Origin of the sequence: Thioclava sp. L04-15, from assembly GCF_002020275.1 — a bacterium.
Classification (GTDB): Bacteria; Pseudomonadota; Alphaproteobacteria; order Rhodobacterales; family Rhodobacteraceae; genus Thioclava; species Thioclava marina.
Map to the genome: position 1 here is coordinate 1 of NZ_MPZW01000017.1, position 24053 is coordinate 24053.

A 24053-nucleotide genomic window follows, 5' to 3' on the forward strand; every position below is an offset into this window, starting at 1 on the left:
GGTCTTGGACTTCCTGGTCGCGGGGATCAGGTCCTCGCGGAGCAGTTCGCCCGGATGCGTCGGGCAGCGGGCAGGATCGCGGCTCATCTTTGCCTCCTAGTGATTTTGCTCGTAGTCCAGCACATAAGCGTCGCCGTCGTGGAGTGCGCACACCGGGGTCATCCGGTCACCGATTCCGATAATATCCGGTCGGTCATTCCGATTTAATCCGGTCACGGATTCCGGGGTATCCGATCATCCCGGTTTCGAGTTGTGAGACCGGCTGCTGGGCGATCGTGCAGCAGGGTAGCCTTGCCGTCATCGAGGACGAGCAAGGAGCCCCAGAATGAGACGATTGCCAATGCGCAAGATTTCAGAAGCCCTTCGCCTGAGGGCCACCGGATTGTCGACGCGGAAGATCGCGAGGAGCCTGAACGTCGGGCAGTCGACGATCAGCGAGTATCTCAAGCGGGCGGAACGGGCCGGACTGTGTTGGCCGCTCCCGGACGGGCTGGACGAAGCCGCGCTGGAACGACGGCTGTTTGCACCGCCGGGCGGCCAAACGCGCCGAGGATTGGCGCAGCCGGATTGGGCTGCGGTTCATCGGCAACTCCGCCGCAAGGGGGTCACGCTGTCGCTGATCTGGGAGGAGTATCGCGCCGCCCATCCGGACGATGGCTATGGATACAGTCGGTTCTGCGACCTCTACCGTCGCTGGGAAGGCCGCCTGTCGCCCACCATGCGCCAGCACCATGCGGCTGGCGAGCGCGTGTTCGTCGACTATTCCGGCGATACCATCGAGGTGATCGATGGCGAGACCGGCGCGATCCGCGTGGCGCAAATCTTCGTCGGCGTCCTGGGTGCCTCGAACTATACCTATGTCGAGGCGACCTGGACCCAGAGCCTGCCGGACTGGATCGGCGCGCATGTTCGCTTGCTGGCCTTCTTCGGCGGTGTGCCCGAGCAGATCGTCTCGGATAATCTCAAGGCTGGTGTGACCAAGGCCTGCTTTCATGAGCCGCAGATCAACCGCACCTATGCCGAGATGGCCGCTCATTACGGCACGGCGATCCTGCCGGCGCGTCCCTACAAGCCTCGCGACAAAGCGAAGGCCGAGGTCGGCGTTCTTGTCGTCCAGCGCTGGATCATCGCGCGGCTGCGCAAACGGCGGTTCTTTTCTCTGGCCGAAGTGAACGCGGCGATCCGCGATCTGCTGCCGGGACTGAACGGCAAGGTGACCCGGCACCTGGGCGCCAGCCGCCGGGATCTGTTCGAACAGCTCGACCAGCCCGCGCTCCGGTCGTTGCCCGCGGCCCCCTACGAGTATGCCGACTGGGTCGAGCGGCGGGTCGGCCTCGATTACCATGTCGAAGTTCATAAGCACTACTACTCCGTGCCCCACCAGCTCCTGAAGAAGACGCTCTGGGCCCGGATCACGGCCCGGACTGTCGAGATCTTCCATGAAGGACAGCGCGTGGCATCCCATGTCCGGACGTCCGGGAACCGCAAGCATACGACCGTGGCCGCGCACATGCCCGCCAGCCATCGCCGATATGCCGGGCTTACCCCCGCCGAACTGCGGCGCATGGCCGAGAAGATCGGTCCCAACACGGCGACCCTGGTGGATCTGATCCTGCGCGCCAAACCCCATCCCGAGCAAGGCTTCCGCGCCTGCATCGGGATCGTGGGCCTCGCCAAGCCCCATGGCCGGGACGCCCTTGAAGCCGCCTGCCTGCGTGCTGGCGAGATTGGCGGCCTGTCTTACAGCTCGGTCAAATCAATCCTCCGGAACAACCTGCATCGCCGACGGCCAGAGACCCCCGCGGAGGGCCCGGCGATCACCCATCCCAATATCCGCGGCGCCAGCTATTTCCACTGAGAAGGAGACATCCGAATGCTCGACCATCCCACCCTGAACCACCTGCGTGCCCTCAAGCTCGATGGCATGGCGGAGGCCTTCGCCGAGTTGCAGCGGCAAGACGATGCCGCCGAGCTCAGCCATGCCGAATGGCTGGGCCTTCTGATCGACCGCGAGGCCGCGAACCGCAGCACGAAGCGCTACCAGAGTCGGATGCGCGCGGCCAAGTTGCGCCATGGGGGCGCCGCCATCGAGGACGTCAATTACCGCGCCCCGCGGCAACTCGACCGGGACCTGTTTCGCCAGCTCGCGCACGGCGACTGGATCGGAAAGCGGCAAAATCTGATCATCACCGGCCCCTGCGGTGTCGGAAAAACCTGGCTGGCCTGCGCGCTCGGACAGAAGGCCTGCCGCGACGGTCGCACCGTCCTCTATCACCGCTTGTCGCGTCTGTTCGCCGATCTCGAACTCGCCCATGGTGACGGGCGGTTTCCCCGCTTGTTCCGCCAGATCATTCGCACCGACCTGCTCATCCTGGACGACTGGGGGCCCGAACGGCTGACAACATCGCAGCGCCGCGACCTGATGGAAATCGTCGAGGACCGCTACCAGAACGGATCGATCATCATCACCAGCCAACTGCCCGTCGACGCCTGGCACGACGTCATCGGCGAGCCGACCTTCGCCGATGCAATCCTCGACCGCATCGTCCACAACGCTCACAGGTTGCCCTTGGACGGCCCCTCACTGCGAAAGAACGAAACATGACGCGCGACAGGGCCACCGCCACGCGCGACGCCGCGCCAGCGTCGTGGGGCGCGCACGGCGCCGCGCGCGGCTCCCCTATCACGAACCTCGAAAAGCTTGACCGCATCAAACAGAGGCGACATCAAGAAAGCACGCTCAGTGGCGACGTCTCGCGGTGACCGGATATCCGGAACACCTGACCGGATGTTGTCGGAATGCCCGACCGGATGCGTCGGTGTGCGCAGTCGTGGAGCTCGAAAGTGATGCACCACGGGCCATTCACATGGACCGTGTAGCGGGTTGGGTTGTGACCTCGCAAACGGTGAAAGTCGAAGCCCGGAAGGTTCATGTCTTCCGGCGCGATCGCGGCGTCGAGGGCGTCCAGCCGGCGCAGAATACGGCTGTGCATCCGTGCGTCGATCTTTGACTTTCCCGTCTCCCACAGGGCTTTCAGCTGCTTGTTCGCGAAGGTCTTTATCATATCTTTGTGTAAGCTTTTAGCTTACATTCGTAAATGGTGGCATTACTGATGGGGCGGCCGGGATCTCGGTCTTGAACCGCCTCATCTAAAAGGCCGCTTGTGCATCGATAGCGCGACCACCGACGATTTGGCGCATGATCGGGGCATGGGGCAGGCGGTCGGCGTTGTCGACATCCTGGTATCCGGCTTGCCATGGCTCTTGAGAAAGACCGGGCGCAACCGCGGCATTCACGCGTCGGTCAGCCCAAATCGATTGCTCTTCATGCTCTCCTGAGCGTCAACGCATTGCCGATATAACTAAAGCTGTCGAGGCCCTCCCGGGCGCCGGCGATCAGTGCCTCGAGATTGTGCGTGGTATCTGATGCGCTCGCTACGGTAGAAAGAGTGCGGCGCGGAACCACGCCTGGCGAGGCGCAACGAGGCAGGGACACGGCGCCTCTCTGCGCTATCTCGTCAAATGAGTTCCATCCGACAGAAGGATCTCGTCCATCGGCACATCCCAAGGCATCGGGTAGATGGTCGACAAGAGGCAGGCCGAAAAACCTACGCCGACGATCCGCGGTTTTTTCTCAAAACGAGCGAGCGTCCGGTCGTAATAGCCACCCCCGTTTCCGAGGCGGTGAAGCGTCGTGTCTACACCGACAAGGGGGACGATCACGAGGTCGGGCGTGCGGAGTTCGCCTGCGGCCGGCACGGGGATGTTCCAGGCGCCGCGCACCATCCGGCACGCCGGGGACCACGTATGGAATTCGAGCGGCGCATCTCGCTCGATGACGACGGGCAACAGAATTTCGGCCCCGGCCTCATGTGCCTTGCCCATCCAGCCCCGCAGATCCGGCTCGCCCCTGATCGGCCAATAGACAGCTACGGTGAGGCGGGCATCGAGGGAAACTATCCGGTCGAGACCGTCAATCAGCCGGTCGGTCGCGCGCTCCCGATCTTCTGCCGACAAGGCCCGCGCGGCCACAAGCCGAGCGCGCTCCGCCCGTCTAAACCGCGCCACATCGCGTGCGGTCTCGGGATCGACCAGGTGCCCGTCGACCAGAAGATGAGCAAAGCAGGCGGGGGCTCCTCCGGTAGCATCGTCGTCCATGTTTATGCCATCCGCTCACGTTTCTGAGGCGGAAAGATCGTATCGTATCCCCAAGTGAAAACGAAGGCGTAGACGAGGTAGAAGCCTGCAAAGGAGAGTTCCATCACGAGAATGGTCAGCAGGGAAGTGTCGAGCCACCATGCGAAAACCGGCAGAAGCAGGGTGAGCAGCGTCAGCTCGAAAAGTACCGCGTGAGAGATCCGAAGCGCAATTGTCTTACGGACATCGCCACGACGCCAGAGCAGGAGATAATCGAAGGCCAGGTTGAAAAGATAGTTCCAGGCAGTGGCCGCTGTTGCGCCAAGCACGACCAGCACGCCCATTTCCTCCATCGGATGATCGAAAACCCAGGCGAAAAGCGGCGTCACGATGAGGAGACCAATGAGTTCGAAACTCACGGCTTGGCGGATACGGTCTGGGGCGCTGCGCATGGAAGGTCTTCAAGTGTAGGACTGGAGGTCAAGCGTGCCGACTTTCTGGTCGGGCGAGGTTATCCCCGGGTCTCCCTAAGTGGGTCCCGTGCGTCGGCTTTTCAAGCATGGGCGCACGGTGCGCTGTCCAGGGACCTCGGGGTCGGTGCCTTGCGGCCTTCGCACGCTGAGGATACGGACGAGCCGGGATGGGGTGTCCAATGCCGATTGCCGAAATGAAGAGAGTCACCAGGAGGCACCGCTATCCCGAAGGACGCTGCTGATTTTTTCAGACCAAGATCGCCATTCTGTTAGAAACCCGGTGCAGTCGGTCGAAATCCCATGCAGCGAGTTTCGACCCTGAACGTCCATGAAGATTGCAGATATTCGGAAGATTATAGTGTCGGTTGGAACTTGTGCCGAGATGAGGTGTTCTGTCATCGAAAGGCCGCCAGCGAGCGTGAACGAAACTGTCGATGCGCTACCACATCATCGTTCGCTCGGTCTTCGCAGTGTCTCTATTCTTATTCTTGACGCTTCGACGATCTGCGGCGCTCATATCGGTGGTAAGCATGGGCGGAAATTGAATGTGACGAACCCGGTCTGGCTTCCTCCCTAGGGATATTGCCTGCCAGAACGGTCTCTCGGCCCCTGCCATGTCTCTCGTGGGGGCCGCAGAGGCCGCCCGATTTCGCTGACAAGTCATTTAATGCGAGATAAAAAGGGTTCCGGGACACCCCCGATTCCCGTAGCCTTTCATAGGTTTGCTGATGCCCTGCAGACTCTCGTTATGAAAGAGCGACCCAAGGGGGGCAGGTCACTGAAACCGGTTCTTCTCAGGCGGTGAGGCTTCGAAGCGCGAGCAACATCAGCTTCTCGGTTTCAATCAAAACGAAGAAGGCGATCCCGATCAGTGTGATCAATATGCTTTCGGGCAAAGGCACGGCTTGTGTTTCGAACATCTTCTGCAAAAGTGGGGCAGTCGAGCGCGGATATATAGGGCAAACTTTGCCTAGTCGAAATCCGTGGTCTTTCGCCACTGACTGTGCCGCGCGAATGTCTCGGACATCGGATCGAGATTCTCGTGGGGAGTTCGGGGTCAGGACTGGAGATTGCCCCTGATCTCAGATTTCCTGGCGCCTGACCATCGTAAAGGAGGCCCTTGGTCCCCATATAGATCAGACCGACGACAAGCATCCCGGTCCGACATGGACCAAGAGTTGACGTCGGGCGATAAAAGGATCGATGACATGTCCTTCAAGGACCTGACCACTCGGGCCGCTGCGGCGCTGAAGCCAACGCCCGAGAAGACCGCCAAGCCCCCTGCAGAGAAGAGCGAGCCCAAAGCCGCCAGTGAGGACGCGCCCGCGAAATCCAAGACTTCGTGAGACCTGAACAGGCCCGCGCCCCGCTCCTGACAAGGGGCGCGAGCCATTCGCTCATCATGTGAGAGGATTGCGCCGGTGGAAGAGTTTACACGCAAGACCATTGCGGTTTTTTCCCGCCCGTTCAGCCTTCCGGGATTTACCGAGACACTCCCGGCGGGAGAGTATGAGATCGAGACGGAGCTGGTCTCTCCTCCGGATCGGAAGGACCCCGAAACCTGGAAAGCGTCCGTTCTGGTGAAGCTGCATCCCAAGGCCTCGCATCCAGGGCTTGCGAGGACGCTGACGGTTTCTCTGGCCGATCTCGATCACGCGCGTGCCAAGGACAGGCTTACGGGAAGCGCCCTGTCGGACTTTTTCGTGGAAGAGATGCTTTCGGATCCGATGGTGCGCCTCGTGATGGAAGCCGATGGTGTCTCGGAGGCGCATCTGCGCCATCTCTACTCGGTATTCCGGTCGCCTGATCCGGATCTATCCGGACTGGAGCCCCTGACGGCTCCCGAAAGACGGCGCTACGAAGCGTCCATTCGGGCGGCAGAAAACGAAGGGATGCCGCCGAGGCCGGAAATACGCCAGCCCTCGCAAGCTTGAAACATAGCGCGGTATCCGTCAGGACTGCGAGAAATGAGAGGCTTAGCGAAGCGCCTAGCGTTCAGGCCGGCTCCATCTCGACACCGCTGACCGGCAAGGGCATAGGCGCGGGCGCCACTTTTTTCGGACCCGATTGGAGCGCCATTTGGCCTGTCTCGACATCGTTCACACCACGACCTACCGATACCGGGGAGACGTCTCTCTCGGGCCGCACAGATTGATGCTGCGCCCGCGTGAGACGCGCGAATTGCGGCTGCTCTCGCACGCACTTTCCATTACGCCGACGGCGCACATAACGTGGGCGCATGATGTGGTCGGCAACGCGATCGCCACCACCGTGTTCGACAGTCAGACTGATCATCTGGCAATCGAAAGCCGCGCGTCCGTGGAGCTGACCGCGTCGGCCTGGCCGGTCTTTGCTATCGCTTCTTCGGCAGCCCAGTATCCTTTTCTCTACGCCGCGGACGACTGGACGGACTTGGGGGCGCTGACCACCCCGCAATACCAAGATCCCAAAGGCCGCCTTTCCCGCTGGGTCGAGGGCTTCGTCATGGCGCGCCCGACCGACACATTGTCTCTGTTGAAGGACATCAGCACCGGTGTGTTCACGCAGATTTCCTACCAGAGCCGGGACGACGAGGGCACCCAGTCGCCGACCGAAACCCTCGACCGAGGCTGGGGATCGTGCCGCGACTTCGCGGTCCTGCTTGCCGAGGCCGTCCGCCATCTCGGCTTCGGATCCCGCATCGTCTCGGGATATCTCTTCAATCCCGAAATGAACCTTGTGGGGTCGGCTGGCTCAGGGGCGACCCACGCATGGGTCGAGATATTCGTCCCCGGTGCCGGATGGATCGCATTCGATCCGACAAATCGCAGCGTCGGGTCGCAGAACCTGATACCGGTCGCGGTCGGTCGAGGCATCCATCAGGTCTCACCGATTTCGGGAAGCTTTTCAGGATTTGGCAACGCGCTCTACGATCTCTCTGTTGAGGTCTCCGTTCAAAGCGGGCGTGCCGCCGTGCCCGTGGCGGAGGAGGTAGGTTTCGACGACCTGTGAAGGCGCTAATCAGATGATGCGCGTTTTGTGGGTTCAATCGCTCGTGCGGCTGCGCAAAGCGTGTTGGAGCCGACATTCTCAGAGTGTTCCTGTGGCTCAATTCCAGGCGGTCAGTCGCGATGGAAGTCGATATTTCCGAATTCCTTCCGGCTGCGCTTTTTGACAGCTTGAATACAATCTTCCGGCACATCGCACGTGAAGCCGCCTGATCCGCTAATAGTGACGAAGCCATCCCGTGCGCGTCCTTCAAATCGGAAGATCGTTTTTTCTGCGCCAGTCACGAATACGCCTTGGCCGAGCTGAATTGGGTCTTCCATTTCTAATCTCCCTGTAGTGTCCGCACTTCGAGGCAGTAAATGAAACGAGCCGCCATACTACTGCAGGACAGGTGACCTGTTCCCCTGAAATGTCCTCGTTTTGAGGTTAGTCTTTTCTCCAAAGGGGGAGAGGCGCATTGTGTTCATGGCCGTTTCATTGCTGCCAGGACACGCGTCTGAAGTTCCGGTGGCAGGCTGTCTAGCGCGCGGGCAATCGAAACGAGATCCTGTCGCGCAGCATGCAGCTGGTCAAGGAGCGAGACCACGATAGCCAGCGCTGTTTCGTCGAGGTCAAGATCATGGGAAAGATCGCACAATAACTCCAATCGCGCGATGTCGACGCGGCGGAAAACATAGCCGGTGTCACTCTTTTCCGGTCGGACGAGCTCGCCTTCGACATAGCTCAAAAGCTGACTTCGTGTGAGCCGGGTGACGTTGGAGATCACGTCCTCTTCGGAAAACCTGTCCGTCATGCGCTGGCCCTTTTCATCAAGTCGACACGCGGATCGAAGCTATGTGTCTTGCGCCACTCGGTGAGGAAATCACGCAGGCCCTCGTCAATGTCGGGCGGAGTAACGATCTTCAGCTCAACCCGCTGATCACCCTTGGTTTTGCGCTTTGCGTTGGCGATACCACGTCCCCGCAAACGTAAGACCTGGCCCGAATTTGCGCCCGCTGGGATCGTGAGACCAACTGGGCCATCAATGGTCGGTGTGGTGACCCTGCCACCGAGAACAGCCTCTTCGATAGTGATTGGGAGCGTCACCAAGATGTCATCCCCCTCCCGTTCGAACACCGGGTGGGGCCCCACCAGAACGGTGATCAGCGCGTCCCCCGCGGGGGCATCCCCATATCCAGGCGCACCTTTGCCGCGTAACCGTAGTGTCTGGCCGTCTTCGGTGCCCTGTGGGATCTTGACGCTCAGGCTTTGTCCATCGGGTAGCGTGATCTGGGTTTCCGCCCCCCGCGCTGCATCCAGAAATGGCACGGTGAGCGAATAACGCGCGTCGGCGCCGCGCGCGGAAAACCCACGGTCGCCGAAGTCGCCGGCGCCAGGCCGCCCGCGATTGCGCAATATGTCTGCGAAGATATCTGCGGGATCGATATCTGTTCCGAACCCGTGTCCCTGCTGGTAGGTGTTGTCGGAGGACCCCGAGAAATCACGGTAATACTGGCGCTGCGGACGTTCTGCGCCGAGACTGTCGATTTCTCCCGCGTCATAGCGCGCCCGGGTCTCGGGATCTTTCAAGATCTCGTAGGCGGCCGAGATCGCCTTGAACCGCGCTTCGGCCCCCGCGTCATCCGGGTGTAGATCCGGATGGCTTGTCCGCACAAGTTTGCGATACGCTTTCTTGATTTCGTCAGCTGTCGCAGCCTTGGTCAGGCCAAGGGTTTCGTATGGATCATTGGGCATCCAGATTTCCTGTTCGGCGAGCGATGCATACTAGGGCAAAACGCGTGCGGAAGTGGGTTCGCTTGTCGTTGGATGCCACGGGAAGGGGGCTTAGGTCCGTGATCCACGTCAATGTGGAAATGCCGTGTGCTGAAAGATGTGGGGCCAAGCGGCTGCGAACCCACGGCAAACGCGGCGAGCGAGGAGGCTGCCACCCATGAGGGAGCCTTGGCCTAAAGCAGGATCAAGATGTCGCAATAAGCATTCAGGAAAGTGGCTCGCGCTGAACGCAGACTGATCAGCCCCGTCTCTCGGGGAGCGGGGAAACCAATTAACTCGGCGCAGCTTTTTATTTCGTCACAGCCTGTTTTGCGCCGGCTTTGACAGGGGTCGGATTTGTCGGCGCACGACGAAAACCGACGCCTTTCCGGAAGCCTTTTTTCGCAGGCTGGCTCAGGAAATCCTTGAGGTCGAGTTGTTTCTTTTGAGGGGAATAGCCCATGATCGTTCTCCGCGTAGACAGGTGAATTTTGAACCCGCCCGCACATCCTGATCCGCAATGCCGGATGGGTGGTTCTACAGATGTTTCGAACCTGGACTGCGCATAGATATTCGAGCAGAGAAGACTCTCGCAACATGGGCGCGTTCGCGGACCGGAAGACACCGATCCGCGAACGGTTTTATCAGGCGAGTTCGAGATCCTTGGCCGATTCCCGGCCATCGCGGCCGGTTTCGATCTCGAAGGTCACTTTCTGACCGTCGTCGATCTGGGAAAGGCCCGCTCGTTCGAGCGCGCTGATGTGCAGGAACACGTCCTTGCGACCGTTCTCGGGTTGGATGAAGCCGAAGCCTTTGCCGGGGTTGAACCATTTCACGGTGCCATTGGCCATCGTGTTGTCTCCTTAATTGAAAATCTGCCCGCAGTATGCGGCAGGTCGGCCGGTCAGATCGAAAAGCAAACTGAGGCCGATGAAGGAGACAGGGTGCGGTCGGAATAACGAAGCTACCTAAAGATGGGGCGGGCGGGCGGCGATACAAGGTGCAACCGAGGAATGAGATGAGAAATGCGTCTCTCAACCCAGATGCGCATTCGGGGCTGAGGGCGGGCGGCCTTTCTCGATATCGAGAACGGTCTTGCCCTGCGCGCTCTATTCGGTGGCCGGAAGCCCGAGTGGGATCACCAAGAAGTAGTTGCCGGTGCCGTTTCGTCCGACATGGCCTGCCTTCTGCACTATCGGTAGGTTCAGCTTGCGGTGCAGCGAATGGGCCGTCGAAAAGTTTCGATCGCAGTGCCTGCAGCCTATCCGCTTCGCGCGGCGGGCTCCGCTGCGGACGGGGGCCGCAGGGGCAAACCGGTCAGGCCGCAAGGGCACGAGCCGCTGGTTCAAATGGCACGAAACCTGCGGTGCCGGCGGCGCCAAGGAAGGCGTGGCGCGCATCGCCCACGGAACCCAGGCAGTCCATAGCGGCCTCGATGCGCCCGATCGCATGGTTTCGCGCGGTGTCGGCGACGGGCCACTTCTTGCGAAGCCAGTAATGCACCTGTTCGATAGTGCTGAAGTTCTTGACGTCGCCTTCGGGCGACACGACGAGAGAGATGGGTTTGCCCCAGTAAATTTCGATCAAGGTTCGTATCTTTCCAAGAATTCGTGAGGGGGCCAGTTTGACTGGTCGCGCGATCACGGAGGCACGGTGCGGGCGAGGCCTGCGCCATGCGGTGAATTGGGTCGACGCGCGGTATTGCGCGCGAGATGTCTTTGCGTTCGGATAGTGCCCCTTCAGCGTTAACGCGCGCGGCTCACTATCGGGCACCTTCGATGTGCGAGGCTCGCGGCGAACGCGCAAGGGGTGGAATATGTGCAATCGGCCAGAACCCGCGAGGCGCGGTTGCTGAGGGGCTGGTCTGCTCGAACGGCGTCACGGCGCTATGGGCCGGGTGAGGCTCCTTTTCCTTATCCCGCCTTCGAAAACGCGCGGCCCGACAAAGCTCAAGATCGTCGCTGAGCCGGAAGGAACAGGGTCCGAGAATTAAGATATACGAGTTCTCAGATAAGCGATCTGCGCCACGATTGCGAGGAAATCGCAGCGCGCGCCCGTGTTCTTGCACAACAGATTGATTGTGCCCGATATTAATCGACTTTCGTCAGGGGAGGCCGGACGACGCGATGGTGCGCCGCGCATTTCCTTTGCTAATTTAGCCAAACTGGCGTAGGCAGATCGGGCAACGTTATTCCCTTCTGCAACCTGTCTCCCTACTTGGCTTCAGTCTGCCTTACTGAATTGACTGAGCCGGGCTGTCGCATTCCGCGGACCGCAATTTTTGAGGAGGCACCACGATGGCCAATGGCACCGTGAAGTGGTTCAACCAGACCAAAGGCTTCGGCTTTATCGAAGCGAAGACCGGTGGACGTGACATTTTCGTCCACATTTCGGCCCTCGAGCGCGCGGGCCTCTCGCAGCTCGATGACGGACAGGCCGTCACCTACGAGATCGAAACCGGACGCGACGGGCGTGAGTCCGCCTGCGATCTGGCGCTCGGCTGAACGCAAAGGTTCCATATCCGGCCCGGTGGGCCGGATTTCGCAACCAAGGAGGGCATATGCCCCGTAATTACAATGTGGACGGCTTTTTCCGTGATCTGCCTCGGAAATCCGTGACGGCTCAGGACAAGACGGATGCCGCAGTGCGCCTCATCCGTGACGATGATTCCGCGAAAAGAGCGGAGCTGACCGCGAGTTTGCGCGCGGCGCGTTTGGAACGGAATTCGGACGAAAGTGCTGCGGCACCGTCCCCGCGCGAAAAAAAGCCGCGACGCTGACCGGATATTTCGGTCATCCACAGGAATTTCCCGAGTATCTCTCGGGGATTAAAAGGGAGGGCCGAAATATGGCTGTCGAAAAAATGCCTGCGGGCAAGACGTCCCAGACGAGGGACCACGCGCATTCCAAGGGCCATGCCGCTCTTGCTTGGCATCACTTCTTCCGGAGTTTGTCCGAAGAAAAGATACCGGACGAGCGCAGCGCCCTGCCGGGCGGTATTCAGGAATAGTCTTTCTTGAATTTCCGGCAAGAAGGCTGAGCGGCGGGAGGAAGCTCCTGCCGCGCAACTCTTTCTCGACGAGGCATTTCCCGGCCTTTTGGGCGCGAAGCCGAGAACCGGATAGAATGATCCGATCAGCGGGGCCGCTATCGCGAATGTGACGGCCTGCACGCAGTTCGATAGGTGCGAGCGGCAAGTGCGGAAAGCGCGCAGCTTGTATCTGAGCTGCGCCGGGTTAGGTGAAAATCGCAGAACGCATATAAGTGGATAGTTGGAGCGGTTGCCGCTCTCTTCAGGCGGCATCGCCGTGTGCCAAGCCCGTGCTGCTTTAGACGACGAAAGGGAGACGACGGTAGCCGCCCCATCTATTCAAGGAGAGCCGATCCCCGATGCTGTTCAAGCGTTACTATTCCAGCCCTTTTCGCGCCCCGGAAAGCAAGGGAGTCTGCAGGATTTGGGGCTCGGCCTTTACATCGCGGCGGAAATCGCGCGCGCCCACGATGGAGAGTTGACCGTCGAGTCCACCGCTTCAGCCGGCACGACCTCCACGTTGAGGATGCCGTCTCAGGCGCAATAGAGGAAATTCAGAGTTTTCCGTCAGGTGTAGGCCGCTGCGAGTTCGCCAGGGCTGACCGGTTTTGGGATAAAAGCACTGCGCTTGGGCAGGTCTAGGGTGTCCGGCGCTGAATGCCCCGACATGATGATGATCTGGCATGCGGGAAACCTGCGCCGCACCTCATGCGCGAGCCCCACTCCGTTCATTTTGCCTGGCATGTCGATATCGGTAATTAGCAGGTCAATATCCTGCCACGCGTCTAGGAGGCTGAGTGCAGCATCAGCGGAGTTCGCCTCAAGCACATAATAGCCCAGTTCTTCGAGCCCGAGAACGAGATCCATCCTTATAATGGCCTCGTCTTCGACCACGAGAACTTTGGTCGCATCGTTGCGCATCATATTACCTTGGTGCCTGAGGAGAAGATGCGCTTTGCCGAGACACAGGGGCAATACGCGATTGCGATAGAGCAACTGGCGGTCAGAAGACCTAGACCAACGCTATCGCACATCTGCGGTTCCCTAGCGAATTTAATATTTATCTATTTTGGTCGCGTGTTCAGCTGGCCGTGCGATCAGCGCGCCTGCGAGCAAAAGCGCTTCCCAGGTTTCTGCGCGCAGCAGGAGGGCTGCGAGCTTGGAGATGAGGAAGGCGAGCGTGTCCATGGAGCCCTTTACGGCGCTGCCGCCCCGTCCCGCAATCCAGCCGTTCGAGAAAGCTACTTACAGTCTGTCATATAGGTAGCTTTTCCAGGTCGGCTTTGCCCGCTCTTTCCAGCATCGACGGCCAGTCCGTTCACCCGCGCTCGGCTTCGCTCTCCTTGAGGCTGGCGAGGATCACTTCGTAGGCGCTGTCGATATCCTCGCGCAGCGCCGCGATGGCCGCGCTGCTATCGCCGTTTCGGATCGCTTCGAACAACCTGCGGTGCTGCTTGTTGGAGATGCGGAAGTGGCCATGGCGCTGCAACAGGTGGAACTGTGGATTTATACGCAGCCAGATATTGCCGATGATCTCAAGAAGCAGCGGGGAGCCTGCCTGCCTGTAGATCGTGAAGTGGAAGTCGTAGTTCGCGTGGATGAATTCTCGCACCTGGCCCGCGGTTTCCGCCGCTTCCATCGCGCAGAGGACTTTCTCCAGCCGTGTGATGAAATCGGGATCGCGGCGCTCAACTGCCCAAGCCACCGCAGTGGTCTCGATCTCTGAGCGGACTTTGCGTAGGTCGGCAAGCTCGTCGGCTCCGAGACGCGGCACCCCAATGGATCGCCCCGACACGATGGTCAGCGCTCCAAGCGCCATAAGCCGCGAAATCGCTTCGCGCACCGGCATCGGACTGACGTCGAGCGCCTTGGCGATACTGGCCACGGTGATCGATTCGCCAGGTGCGATCTCTCCCTGCAGAATCAGATCGCAAAGTCGCTGATGAACCAGCGTCTGCAGGGTTTCGCGCTTTAGTGGCGTGACGCTTTCGAACATGGTCAGACCTTTCACTTAACGGCCTAAACTACGCTGGCTCGAAAAAGAATAAAACACGTTTTGACTTTTGATCAAAGATATCAGATCGTAGATTTTGTGAGGCGACCGGGGAGAGTCGTCGGACATGGGAGGAAAAAATGATCAGACGTTATATCGCGGGCGCCGCCTGCGCCCTTGGTCTCGTGGCCGGAGCCGCCCAGGCGCAGAGCGACGGGCCGTTCAAAGTCTATCTTTCGATGAGCTATATCGGGAATGATTGGCAGGCTGAGGCCTCGAACATGGTCAAGGCGCTCGCCGCGTCAAAGGACTATGCCGATAAGGTGGATCTGGAGGTTCAGGTCGCCGGCCCGAACGCCCAGCGCCAGATCCAGCAGATCAACGCGATGGTGCAGGCCGGGGCGGACGCGATTGTCGTTTACCCAATCTCGCCTACCGCGCTGAACAGCGTGGTCAAGAGCGCTTGCTCGCGTGGTGTGACGGTCATCGCCTATGACGCCGAGATCACGGAGCCCTGCGCTTATAACGTGACGATCGACCAGGAGGAGGCCGGTCGAAAGACGGCGGAATGGCTGGTCGACAAGATGGGCGGCAAAGGGAATGTCGTGATGGTGACCGGCGTGCCCGGCACGTCCGTGGATACCGCCCGAACCAAGGCGGCCAAGGAAGTCTTCGCCCAGCATGATGGCATCAATATCGTCGGCGAGGCCGTGGGCATGTGGAGCCAAGCGGTTGCCCGGACTGAACTCAACAAGCTGATGGCCACACGCGACTGGTCCGATATCAATGGTCTCTGGATGCAAGTCGGATGCTACACGGCGGATTCCATGCAGCTCGAGGCGGGTCGCGATCCTTCCGAACTGCTGCCTTGTGCGGGTGAGGGGTCGAATGGCGGGCGCATCCAGATGCTTCCAGCGGACACTGAGGTCGAAGGGGCCAGCAAGCCCTATGCGCCGATGGCTGCGCCCCGGATCTCCTACGCCTCGCCGCCCTATTCCGGTGCGCTGGCCCTGAAGCTCGCGGTCGACAAGCTCGAGGGCAAGGACATCCCGAAGCATACCACCTTGCCGCTGCCCCTCGTCACCAACGAGACCGTGCAGCTTTGTGAGACAGGCAGCTGGGATGAGCAGAAGGCAGGGTGTAATGTGTTCCAGCCTTCGATGGTCTCAAACCCCGGTTGGTTCGCCTCGATCTTCTCGGAGGATCTGCCGCAGCTTGGCCTGAACGCCGCGCTCGTCGGCCAGCCCGAGAACTGACGTCACGCATCCCGGCGGCGGGGCCTTCCGCCGCCGGGCGCTGACCGTGCCATACCTACGCATTCCGGAGAATTGCATGTCACGCATCGCCGATTCCGTGCCTGCGGTGGAAGTCCGCGACCTGTCGAAGGCCTATGGTCCCACCGTCGCCAATGACAAAGTCAGCTTCTCCGTCGCTCGCGGCCGCGTCCACGCCCTGCTCGGCGAAAACGGAGCCGGAAAGTCGACCACCATGAAACTGCTCTCGGGGCTCGTGCGGCCGGATTCTGGCGCGATCCGTATAGGTGGTCGCGAAGTCAGCTTGCGCAATGCCCGCGATGCCCATGCCGCGGGGATCCAGACCGCCTTTCAGGAGCTAACGCTGGTGCCTGACCTGAGCGTGCTCGACAATATGCTGCTGGGCCGGTCGCGCCGGACGATCATCGGCACTCTGGACCGCAGACGAGCGCGGCGCGAAGTGGTCGCCCATTTTCAGGGGCTGGGCCTCGACGTCGATCTTGACGCTTTGGCCGAGGAGCTCACCCTGGCCGTGCGTCAGAAGATCGAGATCGCCCGCGCGCTCTACCGCCAGCCTGAAATCCTTTTGCTCGACGAGCCGACATCGGCGCTTTCGGGTAGTGATGTCGACTGGCTCGGCCGGATTATCGCGGATGCGGCCGCTCAGGGGATCACGGTGCTGTTCATCTCGCACCGCTTGCCCGAGGTGCGCGCCTTTTGTGACACGCTCACCATCTTGCGCAACGGCATGTCCGTTACCTCGGCGAAGGTCGCGGATCTCAGCGATGCCGAAGTGGTCGAGATGATCGTGGGTCGCTCGGTCGAGAACGCCTTCCCGCCGCGCCGCGCCCCGAAGGAGAACGCGGGGCAGGTCCCGGTCCTCGCCACCCGCGCGCTGTCGGCGGGCCCGAAGTTGCGCCAGGCTGAGATCGCGCTCCACAAGGGGGAGATCCTCGGGATTGCTGGGTTGCAAGGCATGGGGCAGGAGGCGCTGTTCTCCGCCCTTTTCGGACAAGAGCGGTTGCGCGAGGGTCATATCGAGCTGGACGGAACGCCCCTCCATTTTCGAACCCCGGCCGATGCGCTGCATCCGTCGGTCGCGATCGGGCTCGTGCCCGAGGAACGCAAGACGCAAGGTTTGTTCCTCCAACTCAGCGGGCGGCAGAATGCCAGCTTGCCGGTGCTCTCCCGGTTCCACCGGGGACCGATCCTCGACGATGGTGCGGAGGCGCGTGCTGCTGCGGGTGCCTTTGCCGCCGTCGAGGTGGACGAGCGCGCGCACTACCTGCCTGCGGGCGCGTTCTCGGGCGGCAATCAACAGAAGATCGTGCTGGCCAAGTGGCTCGTGGCTCAGAGCCGAATTCTGCTGCTCTTCGATCCGACGCGTGGGATCGATGTCGGGACGAAAGAGCAGATCTATGCGCTACTGCGCGCCTACACGGATGCGGGCGGATCGGTCCTGCTCCATTCCACCGAAATCCCTGAACTCGTGCATTTGTGCGACCGGGTCGGCGTGCTCTACGAGGGCCGGCTGTCCTGCTGGCTGCAAGGTGACGAATTGAGCGAGAACGCGATCATGCAAGCCGCTCTCGGCGGTGACGCGCCGCTGAAGGGAGACACGACACATCCGAAACTGGAGGTCCGGGCATGAGTGACCAAAGCCTTTCATCCGGTAGCTCTCCGCGGCGCAATTCCTCCAGCTGGCTCCGCAGCCTGCGTCACGGACAGGCCGTGATCGTCGCGGCGCTGGTTCTGGCGGGGCTCATGGCGTTGAACGCGGGACTGAGCCCCTATCCGCTGAGCTATTTTGACATCTCTTTCCTCGCAAGCGGTGGTGCGACCTCCGCGATCGCGGCCGCAGGGCAAACACTGGTAATCCTGTCGGGCGGATTCGACCTGTCGGCTGGGGCGGTAGTGTCGCTGGTCAATGCGGTGCTTGCGACCTCGATGGACCCGGCGAACATGCAGGCTTCCGTGCCGCTCTGGACTGTGATCGGGATCGGTATCGGCATGGCGGTGGGCGCGGTGAACGGCTTTTTCGTGGCCGTCGTCCGCTTGCAGCCGATCGTCGTCACGTTGGCGGTGATGTTCATCGTGCAGGGGCTGACACTTCTTGTGATGGCGATGCCGGGCGGTTTCGTCTCGCCCTCGCTCGCCTCTATCTACCTAGGTGACACGATCCCCGGTGTGCTTCCCGCACCGATAACGCTGATGCTCGTGCTGGTGGCGCTGTGGCTCTGGCTCAAGCGCACGGGCTACGGGATTACGCTCTATGCGGTCGGCAGCGACGCCGAGGCTGCCCGCGCGACGGGGCTTCACGCGCGCACCGTTACCTTCGCCACCTACGTGCTCGCAGGCGGGCTCTACGGGCTCGCCGGGGTTTTCGTCAGCGCCCAGACCGGCAGCGGCGACCCACTGGTGGGTAACTCGCTACTGCTGCCGACCTTTGCGGCCGTGGTGATCGGCGGCACCCGTCTTGGCGGAGGCAAGGGCGGTGTGCTGGGCACGATCATCGGGGCCTATATCCTGATGATCGTTGTGAATCTTCTGCTGTCGCTCAATGTCTCGGCCTACTACTCGACAATCGCAGAAAGCGCGGTGCTCCTGATCGCCGTTCTCGCAGGTTCGCTGCGCCGTGACAGCACCCTTTCGCAACGTTTGCGCGAACTCACAGACGCGATCGGTGCCCGGCGACGTGGATGGCTCGTAGGCCAGCGCTCGGGCGAGGATCGCAGGCTGGCCTTCACCCGACCGGCAGAGATCGCACCCACGCAAAGCTTTCTGCAACGTCACGGGCATACGATGCGCCACGTGCTGCCCGCCTGGATCTGCCTCGTGGTGGTGCTGATCGCGACACAACTGTTGCTGGGCAATGTCTTCAGCGGATGGCGCTACTGGGACTCGCTTCTCGTGCTGTCGAGCTTCCTTGCGATCCTCGCGCTGGGACAGGGCGCTGTGATCCTGACCGGGGGATTGGACCTTTCGCTGCCCTGGAGCGTCGCGCTTTCGGGCGTGATGCTGACCGGGCTCGTGGGCGGGCAGGACATGGGGTTGCTCACGGCCTTGCCAGTGGTCTTCGCGGTGGCTGCGCTGATCGGGCTCGCGAACGGGCTGGGCGTCGTGGCGTTGGGCTTGTCGCCCATCGTCGTGACGCTCGCGATGAACGGCATCCTGCAGGGCGTGGCGCTGATCTGGTCGGGCGGCACGCCGGCCGGGTTCGCACCGCCCTCGCTGCGCTGGCTGATGACCGGCAAGCTGATGGGTGTTACCCCGGTGATTTTCTTCATGGCCGCCTTCGTCGCCCTTGCGATCGTCCTGCTGGGACGCTCCGCGTTCGGGCGCCGGGTCTATGCGGTGGGCAACAGCGAACTGGCTGCGCGCCTCTCGGGGGTGCGCACGGGGCGGGTCATCGTCTCTGTCTACGTCCTCTCAGCGCTCTGCGCGGCGCTGGTGGGCGTTCTGCTGGCGGGCTTCTCCGGGCAGGCGAGCCTCGGGATGGGGGATGATTATCTGCTGCCCTCGATTGCGGTCGTCGTCGTTGGCGGGGCGCTAATCACCGGTGGGCGCGGGCATTACGCGGGTATGCTGGGTGGCGCACTTCTTCTGACCGCGATGCAGACCCTGCTTGCGGGCACCGCGCTGCCCTTCGCATTCCGCTCCGTGTTCTTCGGGCTCGTCATCCTGATGGCGGTGATCGCATTGCGCAAATAACCAAGGAGATTTCGATGATTGATACATCCAGGATGAAATTGCCCGGCCTTGAGGGTAAACGCGTCGCGGTCACGGCGGGAGGCTCCGGCATCGGGCTGTGCATCGCCCGAGAATTGTCCCGGCAAGGCGCGCGGCTGGCGATCTGCGATATCGATGAGGGCGCGCTCGAGCGGGCCGCGGATGAGCTGGGCGCCGAAGTGGCCCTGCGCGCCGATGTATCGGATGAAGCCGCGGTTGCATCGTTCTTCAAGACAATTGGGCAGAAGCTCGGTGGTCTCGATGCGCTGGTCAATAACGCCGGCATCGCGGGCCCCACCGGCTCGGTCGACGAAATCTCGCCCGAGGATTGGCGGCGCTGCCTCGATATCGGCCTGACGGGGCAGTTCCTATGCACGCGGAAGGCCGTGCCGATGCTGCGTGCGGCAGGGGGCGGGGCGATCGTCAATATCTCCTCCTCGGCGGGCAAGTTCGGATATGCGTTCCGAACGCCTTACGCCTCGGCCAAATGGGGGGTGATCGGATTCACCCAGAGTCTCGCGAAAGAGCTGGGCCCGGAGAATATCCGTGCCAATGCGATCCTGCCCGGCATTATCGAAGGGCCGCGGATAGAGGGCGTTATCGCAGCCCGCGCCAAGCAGACTGGTGTCAGTCATGAGGAGATGACGGAGCGGTATCTGTCGAACGTCTCTTTGCGCCGGATGACCCCGCCCGAGGATGTGGCCGACATGGCGGCCTTTCTCATCGCCGATACCGGACGCAATCTGTCGGGGCAGAGTTTCCCCGTTGATGGAAACGTGGAGACCTTGTGATGAAAGAACCTGTCGCCTGCATCGGTTCGGGGCTTATCGGGCGCGCCTGGGCCATTGTGTTCGCCCGCGCCGGTCATCCAGTGCGGTTGTGGGACGAGGTCCCCGCCGCGCCGCAAGCCGCGCGCGACTTCGCTGCTGAAATGCTTCCTGAGCTGGAACGCCTGGGGCTGCTCCCAGGGACTGCTCAGGAAGCCCTCGCGCGCATCGAACCGGTCGCCACGCTCGAAGAGGCGCTCGAGGGCGCGCGGCACGTGCAGGAGAGCACCTTCGAGGAGATCGGGGTGAAGCGTGAGATCTTCGCCCGCCTCGACGCCATCGCCAGCCCCGATACCGTGCTCGCCTCCTCGTCCTCCGCCCTGTTGCCTTCGGCGATTTCAGAGGGGCTCGCGGGACGTCACCGGGTCATGGTCAACCATCCTATCAATCCAGCTTACCTTGTTCCCGCAGCGGAGTTGGTGCCCGCACCCTGGACCGATGCCGCGCTTCTTGAGCGGACGGCGGATCTTCTGCGCGATGCCGGCATGCGCCCGATCGTCATGCAGAAGGAAATCGATGGCTTCGTGATGAACCGCCTTCAAGGCGCGCTTCTCCATGAGGCGTTCCGGCTTGTGGCCGATGGATATGCCAGCACCGAAGATGTTGATATCGGGTTGCGCGAAGGGTTGGCGCTTCGCTGGTCTTTCATCGGGCCATTCGAGACCATCGATCTCAACGCGCCCGAGGGCGTGCGACAATACGTGACGCGCTATGGCGGTATTTACGACGACTTGGCGGGGCAACCCGCAGCGGACTGGCGCGGCCCCGTGCTGGACCGGATCGAGGCTGAGCGCCGCGCGGCGCTGCCCGCAGAGAAGCTATCGCAACGGCAGGCATGGCGAGACCGGCGCCTTATGGCGCTTGCCGCCCACAAGCGCCGCGCAACAGACGAAATCGGAGATTGATAGAATGCCAGACAAGGTCATCCTCACCTGCGCCGTTACCGGCGCCATCCACACGCCCACGATGTCGGATCATCTGCCCATCACGCCCGATGAGATCGCTGAAGCCGCGATTGGGGCAGCCGAAGCGGGGGCCGCGATCCTGCACCTGCACGCTCGCGACCCGAAAACCGGCAAGCCCGATCAGTCGGCCGAAGCCTTCGCGCCGTTCCTGGGCCGGATCAAGCAGGCGACAAACGCTGTCGTGAACATCACCACCGGCGGCTCGCCCTACATGACCGTGGACGAACGCACGAAGCCCGCGGCGCAGTGGGCTCCCGAGGTCGCTTCGCTCAACATGGGTTCGATGAATTTCGGCTTCTTCCCGCTTCTCGCGAAATACAAGGAGTTCAAGCACGAATGGGAGCGCGAACATCTCGAGGGGTCCCGTGACCTTGTCTTCCGCAACTCGTTCAAGGACATCGAATACGTGCTGGAGACCTGCTACGACAACGGCACCCGGTTCGAGTTCGAATGCTACGATATCTCGCATCTCTACAACCTCGCGCATTTCGCTGATCGCGGCCTCGTGAAGCCGCCGTTCTTCGTTCAGTCCGTCTTTGGTCTGCTGGGGGGCATCGGCACCCACCCCGAGGATGTCATGCATATGAAGCGCACGGCAGACCGCCTCTTCGGAAAGGATTTCCGATGGTCGGTTCTAGGGGCGGGCAAGGACCAGTTCCGCATTGCCACACAGGCGCTGAGCATGGGGGGCAATATCCGTGTCGGTCTCGAGGACAGCATCTGGATCTCGCGCGGCAAGCTTGCAGAGAGCAACGCCCAACAGGTCGCCAAGGCACGCACCCTCGTGGAGGGGCTGGGCCTGGAGCTCGCGACGCCGGACGAGGCGCGCGAGATGCTTGCGCTCAAGGGCGGCGACGCCGTGAACTTCTGAACCGGATACCAAGGGAGGAGACCAACATGCAGATCGATATTCTGCTCGACGTGAAGACGACGCTGGGCGAGGGCCCGGTCTGGGACGTCGAAAGCCAGCGGCTCTATTTCATCGACTCGATGGATGGGCGTGTGTTTCGCTGCACCGCGGACGGGACGGAACTGCGCGCTTGGGATGTGCCGGGCAAGATCGGCTCGATGGCGGTGCGCAAGGACGGCAAGGGCGCGATCGTCTCACTCGACATGGGGTTCTGGTTGCTGGATTTCGACAGTGGCGATTGCGAATTGCTGCACGACCCGGAGGCCGACCTCGCCACGACCCGGATCAACGACGGCAAATGCGACCGGCGCGGTCGGTTTTTCGCCGGTTCGATGGATATGCAGGAGGAGGGGCCGCTGGGTGCGCTCTACCGCGTCGATCCCGACCTGAGCGTCACCAAGCTCGAGGACGGGATCATCTGCTCGAACGGGCCTTGTTTTTCGCCGGACGACAAGACCTTCTATTTCACCGATACCTGGACCGGCGAGATCTGGGCTTATGATTACGATATCGAGACGGGCGGCATTTCGAACCGTCGCACCTTCGCGAAGGCCGATACCTCCAAGGGCGGCGCCGCAGACGGGGCGACGGTCGATGCGGAGGGCTATTACTGGATGGCGCTGGTCTATGACGGGCGGATCTGCCGCTTCGCACCGGACGGCACGCTCGACATGGAAATCCCGATGCCGGTTAAGAAGGTCACGAGCGTTCAGTTCGGCGGTCCCGATCTCGACGTGCTCTACGTCACTTCGATGGCGAAGCCCCCGCTGCCGCGTTTCCCCGACGACGGTGTTCAGCGAGGCAGCCTCTTTGCGATCCGCGGGCTCGGCGTGAAAGGCGTCCCGGAGCCGCGCTTCGGCGGCTAAGCCGTCAAAGTCGCCGTCATCCAAGGCCTCCTGCGCGCATTCCGCGCGCAGGTGCATTAAGAGCAAACGCGTGAGCCCGAAAAACGGTCACGTGCGTTGAGACGCAAATCAGCGTTTGGGCTGACCCTGTGCCCTCTATTGCTCTTTCCCGTATATGATTTGCGAGTTCCTATCGCTTCGCCGATCCGTTGGTGCTCGCGTTTCTTTGCCCTGGATCGAGGCGCGAGATGTTCCGCCACCACGTGCGTCCGAGCTGGGGGACATCCGTCTGTTTTTCAAGCAGGGGCCAAGGCTGCCGCCTCGGCTCGCAATCCAGCGGTCGGAATTACCTATCTATAGTCTGTCATATAGCTAACTTTTCCCGACAGAACCGCGGCGCAGTTTTTCACACCGCTCTCCTACCCGTTTTTTCATGTAGCCCTCTCATCCTCGAGTGAGAGCCACGGAAGAGAAGAGGTGTTCGGTGAGCTATCAGTTTGTCCATATCGAATGCTATTCGGCGGCCCCGCGCAAGGTGAAGGGGGGGGGCCGCGCAGGTGAATACAGTCGCGCAGGTCTTCGGCGAAGCGATGCGGGTGCCGCGCTATTCGCGTCATGTCGCAGAGCCGAGAGCGTCGATCAAGCTTGACGGCACGAAGACGCTCAAGAAGCTCGAGGCGCTCCGGATCGTGACTGTCGACGCGATCCGAGAGACTGTGCAGAGCGCAAAGGAGAAGAGCTATGAGCGTGGGTTGCGCCGGAATGCGGCGACGCTCAACACGGAGATCCACTCGCATCGGGTATCGGTCGCGGCCTTGGCGAATGACCGTGCGCGACAAGCGCGGCATGATCTGGGGGATCGAGCCGGGTGAGGTGAAGGAGAGGAGCTGCGTTCGTGCAGTCCGGTGACTGTGTCCGGGCAAGAGCGCGCAGGGCAAGGGGAGCCCAGGGCCGATTGGTCAGAGGTGGTACAAGGGATGTGTGGGGCGTACCAGGGTGCCATCGACATGAAGGGGAAAGGGCGGTCCTGCAAGGCACGAATAGGTAGGACGAGAAGGGCCGCGCACATTTCGAATGACTGTCGCGGAAACTTCAAGGAACTCCCCCGCGCTCCCTGCGTTTCGAAACCGCTATATTTCAAAAATCAGAGG

At 61.5% G+C, this 24053-nt stretch carries 29 protein-coding genes; 17 read left to right on the forward strand and 12 right to left on the reverse strand.

Going from position 1 to position 24053, the window contains the following annotated elements:
* Positions 1–325: 325 nt before the first annotated feature.
* Entirely contained in the window at positions 326–1858 is a 1533-nt protein-coding gene (istA, locus tag BMI90_RS18035; RefSeq protein ID WP_038148991.1) for an IS21 family transposase, read from the forward strand.
* A gap of 15 nt (positions 1859–1873) precedes the next feature.
* A complete protein-coding gene (gene istB / locus BMI90_RS18040; RefSeq protein ID WP_038148989.1) occupies positions 1874–2605 on the forward strand; it encodes an IS21-like element helper ATPase IstB in 732 nt (243 codons plus the stop codon).
* A gap of 121 nt (positions 2606–2726) precedes the next feature.
* On the opposite strand, the gene BMI90_RS18045 is transcribed toward istB, so the two are convergent.
* From BMI90_RS18045 to BMI90_RS18055, 3 genes are all read right to left on the reverse strand, one after another.
* Positions 2727–3065: a type II toxin-antitoxin system RelE/ParE family toxin gene (locus BMI90_RS18045; protein ID WP_078530859.1), complete on the reverse strand. Its 339-nt coding sequence runs from the start codon at positions 3063–3065 to the stop codon at positions 2727–2729.
* A 445-nt stretch (positions 3066–3510) separates the two neighbouring features.
* On the reverse strand, positions 3511–4158 hold the full coding sequence (locus BMI90_RS18050; RefSeq protein WP_078530860.1) for a 5-formyltetrahydrofolate cyclo-ligase: 648 nt from the start codon (positions 4156–4158) through the stop codon (positions 3511–3513).
* A 2-nt stretch (positions 4159–4160) separates the two neighbouring features.
* Positions 4161–4589 carry a PACE efflux transporter gene (locus BMI90_RS18055; RefSeq protein WP_078530861.1) on the reverse strand — a complete coding sequence of 143 codons (429 nt, stop codon included), beginning with the start codon at positions 4587–4589 and terminating at the stop codon, positions 4161–4163.
* Positions 4590–5818: 1229 nt separating this feature from the next.
* Here BMI90_RS18055 and BMI90_RS18840 point away from each other — a divergent pair.
* From BMI90_RS18840 to BMI90_RS18070, 3 genes are all read left to right on the forward strand, one after another.
* Entirely contained in the window at positions 5819–5956 is a 138-nt protein-coding gene (locus BMI90_RS18840; RefSeq protein ID WP_168172818.1) for a hypothetical protein, read from the forward strand.
* 75 nt (positions 5957–6031) lie between these two features.
* Positions 6032–6544 (forward strand): hypothetical protein, encoded by a 513-nt coding sequence (locus BMI90_RS18065; protein WP_078530863.1) that lies wholly within the window; start codon positions 6032–6034, stop codon positions 6542–6544.
* Between the two features lie 145 nt (positions 6545–6689).
* Complete coding sequence (locus BMI90_RS18070) at positions 6690–7601, forward strand: transglutaminase family protein (RefSeq protein ID WP_146671347.1); 912 nt, start codon at positions 6690–6692, stop codon at positions 7599–7601.
* 110 nt (positions 7602–7711) lie between these two features.
* Here BMI90_RS18070 and BMI90_RS18075 read toward each other — a convergent pair whose 3' ends face one another.
* From BMI90_RS18075 to BMI90_RS18095, 6 genes are all read right to left on the reverse strand, one after another.
* Entirely contained in the window at positions 7712–7918 is a 207-nt protein-coding gene (locus BMI90_RS18075; RefSeq protein WP_078530865.1) for a hypothetical protein, read from the reverse strand.
* A gap of 143 nt (positions 7919–8061) precedes the next feature.
* Positions 8062–8391, reverse strand: coding sequence for a chaperone modulator CbpM (locus tag BMI90_RS18080; protein WP_078530866.1), 330 nt, complete (start codon positions 8389–8391; stop codon positions 8062–8064).
* Positions 8388–9332, reverse strand: coding sequence for a J domain-containing protein (locus tag BMI90_RS18085; RefSeq protein WP_078530867.1), 945 nt, complete (start codon positions 9330–9332; stop codon positions 8388–8390). Before BMI90_RS18085 ends, BMI90_RS18080 begins: the two co-directional genes overlap by 4 nt.
* A 328-nt stretch (positions 9333–9660) precedes the next feature.
* Positions 9661–9813: a hypothetical protein gene (locus BMI90_RS18845; protein WP_157771556.1), complete on the reverse strand. Its 153-nt coding sequence runs from the start codon at positions 9811–9813 to the stop codon at positions 9661–9663.
* A gap of 181 nt (positions 9814–9994) precedes the next feature.
* Positions 9995–10201 (reverse strand): cold-shock protein, encoded by a 207-nt coding sequence (locus tag BMI90_RS18090; RefSeq protein WP_075777126.1) that lies wholly within the window; start codon positions 10199–10201, stop codon positions 9995–9997.
* 466 nt (positions 10202–10667) lie between these two features.
* Complete coding sequence (locus BMI90_RS18095; RefSeq protein ID WP_078530868.1) at positions 10668–10937, reverse strand: DUF982 domain-containing protein; 270 nt, start codon at positions 10935–10937, stop codon at positions 10668–10670.
* Positions 10938–11647: 710 nt separating this feature from the next.
* Here BMI90_RS18095 and BMI90_RS18100 point away from each other — a divergent pair.
* The 4 genes from BMI90_RS18100 (at position 11648) to BMI90_RS18110 (ending at position 12927) form a co-directional block, all read left to right on the forward strand.
* Complete coding sequence (locus BMI90_RS18100) at positions 11648–11854, forward strand: cold-shock protein (protein WP_075777127.1); 207 nt, start codon at positions 11648–11650, stop codon at positions 11852–11854.
* A gap of 56 nt (positions 11855–11910) precedes the next feature.
* Positions 11911–12129 carry a hypothetical protein gene (locus tag BMI90_RS18105; protein ID WP_078530869.1) on the forward strand — a complete coding sequence of 73 codons (219 nt, stop codon included), beginning with the start codon at positions 11911–11913 and terminating at the stop codon, positions 12127–12129.
* Positions 12130–12197: 68 nt separating this feature from the next.
* The gene (locus BMI90_RS18850; protein WP_168172819.1) at positions 12198–12359 is read left to right on the forward strand and encodes a hypothetical protein; all 162 of its coding nucleotides are present in this window, start codon (positions 12198–12200) and stop codon (positions 12357–12359) included.
* Between the two features lie 298 nt (positions 12360–12657).
* Positions 12658–12927, forward strand: coding sequence for an ATP-binding protein (locus BMI90_RS18110; protein ID WP_246831588.1), 270 nt, complete (start codon positions 12658–12660; stop codon positions 12925–12927).
* Positions 12928–12947: 20 nt separating this feature from the next.
* Here the strand turns inward: BMI90_RS18110 and BMI90_RS18115 are convergent, their stop codons facing one another.
* The 3 genes from BMI90_RS18115 to BMI90_RS18120 all read right to left on the reverse strand — a co-directional run bounded on the left by BMI90_RS18115 (position 12948) and on the right by BMI90_RS18120 (position 14376).
* A complete protein-coding gene (locus tag BMI90_RS18115; RefSeq protein WP_078530880.1) occupies positions 12948–13301 on the reverse strand; it encodes a response regulator in 354 nt (117 codons plus the stop codon).
* Between the two features lie 132 nt (positions 13302–13433).
* Positions 13434–13568, reverse strand: coding sequence for a hypothetical protein (locus tag BMI90_RS19100; protein WP_281491824.1), 135 nt, complete (start codon positions 13566–13568; stop codon positions 13434–13436).
* Positions 13569–13698: 130 nt separating this feature from the next.
* The gene (locus tag BMI90_RS18120) at positions 13699–14376 is read right to left on the reverse strand and encodes a GntR family transcriptional regulator (RefSeq protein ID WP_078530871.1); all 678 of its coding nucleotides are present in this window, start codon (positions 14374–14376) and stop codon (positions 13699–13701) included.
* Between the two features lie 137 nt (positions 14377–14513).
* Between BMI90_RS18120 and BMI90_RS18125 the strand changes: the two genes are divergently transcribed.
* The 8 genes from BMI90_RS18125 to BMI90_RS18160 all read left to right on the forward strand — a co-directional run bounded on the left by BMI90_RS18125 (position 14514) and on the right by BMI90_RS18160 (position 23774).
* Positions 14514–15629 carry a sugar ABC transporter substrate-binding protein gene (locus tag BMI90_RS18125; protein ID WP_078530872.1) on the forward strand — a complete coding sequence of 372 codons (1116 nt, stop codon included), beginning with the start codon at positions 14514–14516 and terminating at the stop codon, positions 15627–15629.
* A 76-nt stretch (positions 15630–15705) separates the two neighbouring features.
* The gene (locus BMI90_RS18130; RefSeq protein ID WP_078530873.1) at positions 15706–17277 is read left to right on the forward strand and encodes a sugar ABC transporter ATP-binding protein; all 1572 of its coding nucleotides are present in this window, start codon (positions 15706–15708) and stop codon (positions 17275–17277) included.
* The gene (locus BMI90_RS18135; protein WP_078530874.1) at positions 17274–19337 is read left to right on the forward strand and encodes an ABC transporter permease; all 2064 of its coding nucleotides are present in this window, start codon (positions 17274–17276) and stop codon (positions 19335–19337) included. The genes BMI90_RS18130 and BMI90_RS18135 overlap by 4 nt, the downstream gene beginning before the upstream one ends.
* 14 nt (positions 19338–19351) lie before the next feature.
* On the forward strand, positions 19352–20146 hold the full coding sequence (locus BMI90_RS18140) for an SDR family oxidoreductase (RefSeq protein ID WP_078530875.1): 795 nt from the start codon (positions 19352–19354) through the stop codon (positions 20144–20146).
* Positions 20146–21087, forward strand: a complete 942-nt coding sequence (locus BMI90_RS18145) for a 3-hydroxyacyl-CoA dehydrogenase (RefSeq protein ID WP_078530876.1) — start codon at positions 20146–20148, stop codon at positions 21085–21087. The genes BMI90_RS18140 and BMI90_RS18145 overlap by 1 nt, the downstream gene beginning before the upstream one ends.
* Positions 21088–21091: 4 nt before the next feature.
* Complete coding sequence (locus BMI90_RS18150; RefSeq protein WP_078530877.1) at positions 21092–22018, forward strand: 3-keto-5-aminohexanoate cleavage protein; 927 nt, start codon at positions 21092–21094, stop codon at positions 22016–22018.
* A 26-nt stretch (positions 22019–22044) separates the two neighbouring features.
* Positions 22045–22923: an SMP-30/gluconolactonase/LRE family protein gene (locus BMI90_RS18155; protein WP_078530878.1), complete on the forward strand. Its 879-nt coding sequence runs from the start codon at positions 22045–22047 to the stop codon at positions 22921–22923.
* A gap of 536 nt (positions 22924–23459) precedes the next feature.
* Positions 23460–23774, forward strand: coding sequence for a hypothetical protein (locus BMI90_RS18160; protein WP_078530879.1), 315 nt, complete (start codon positions 23460–23462; stop codon positions 23772–23774).
* Positions 23775–24053 lie beyond the last annotated feature (279 nt).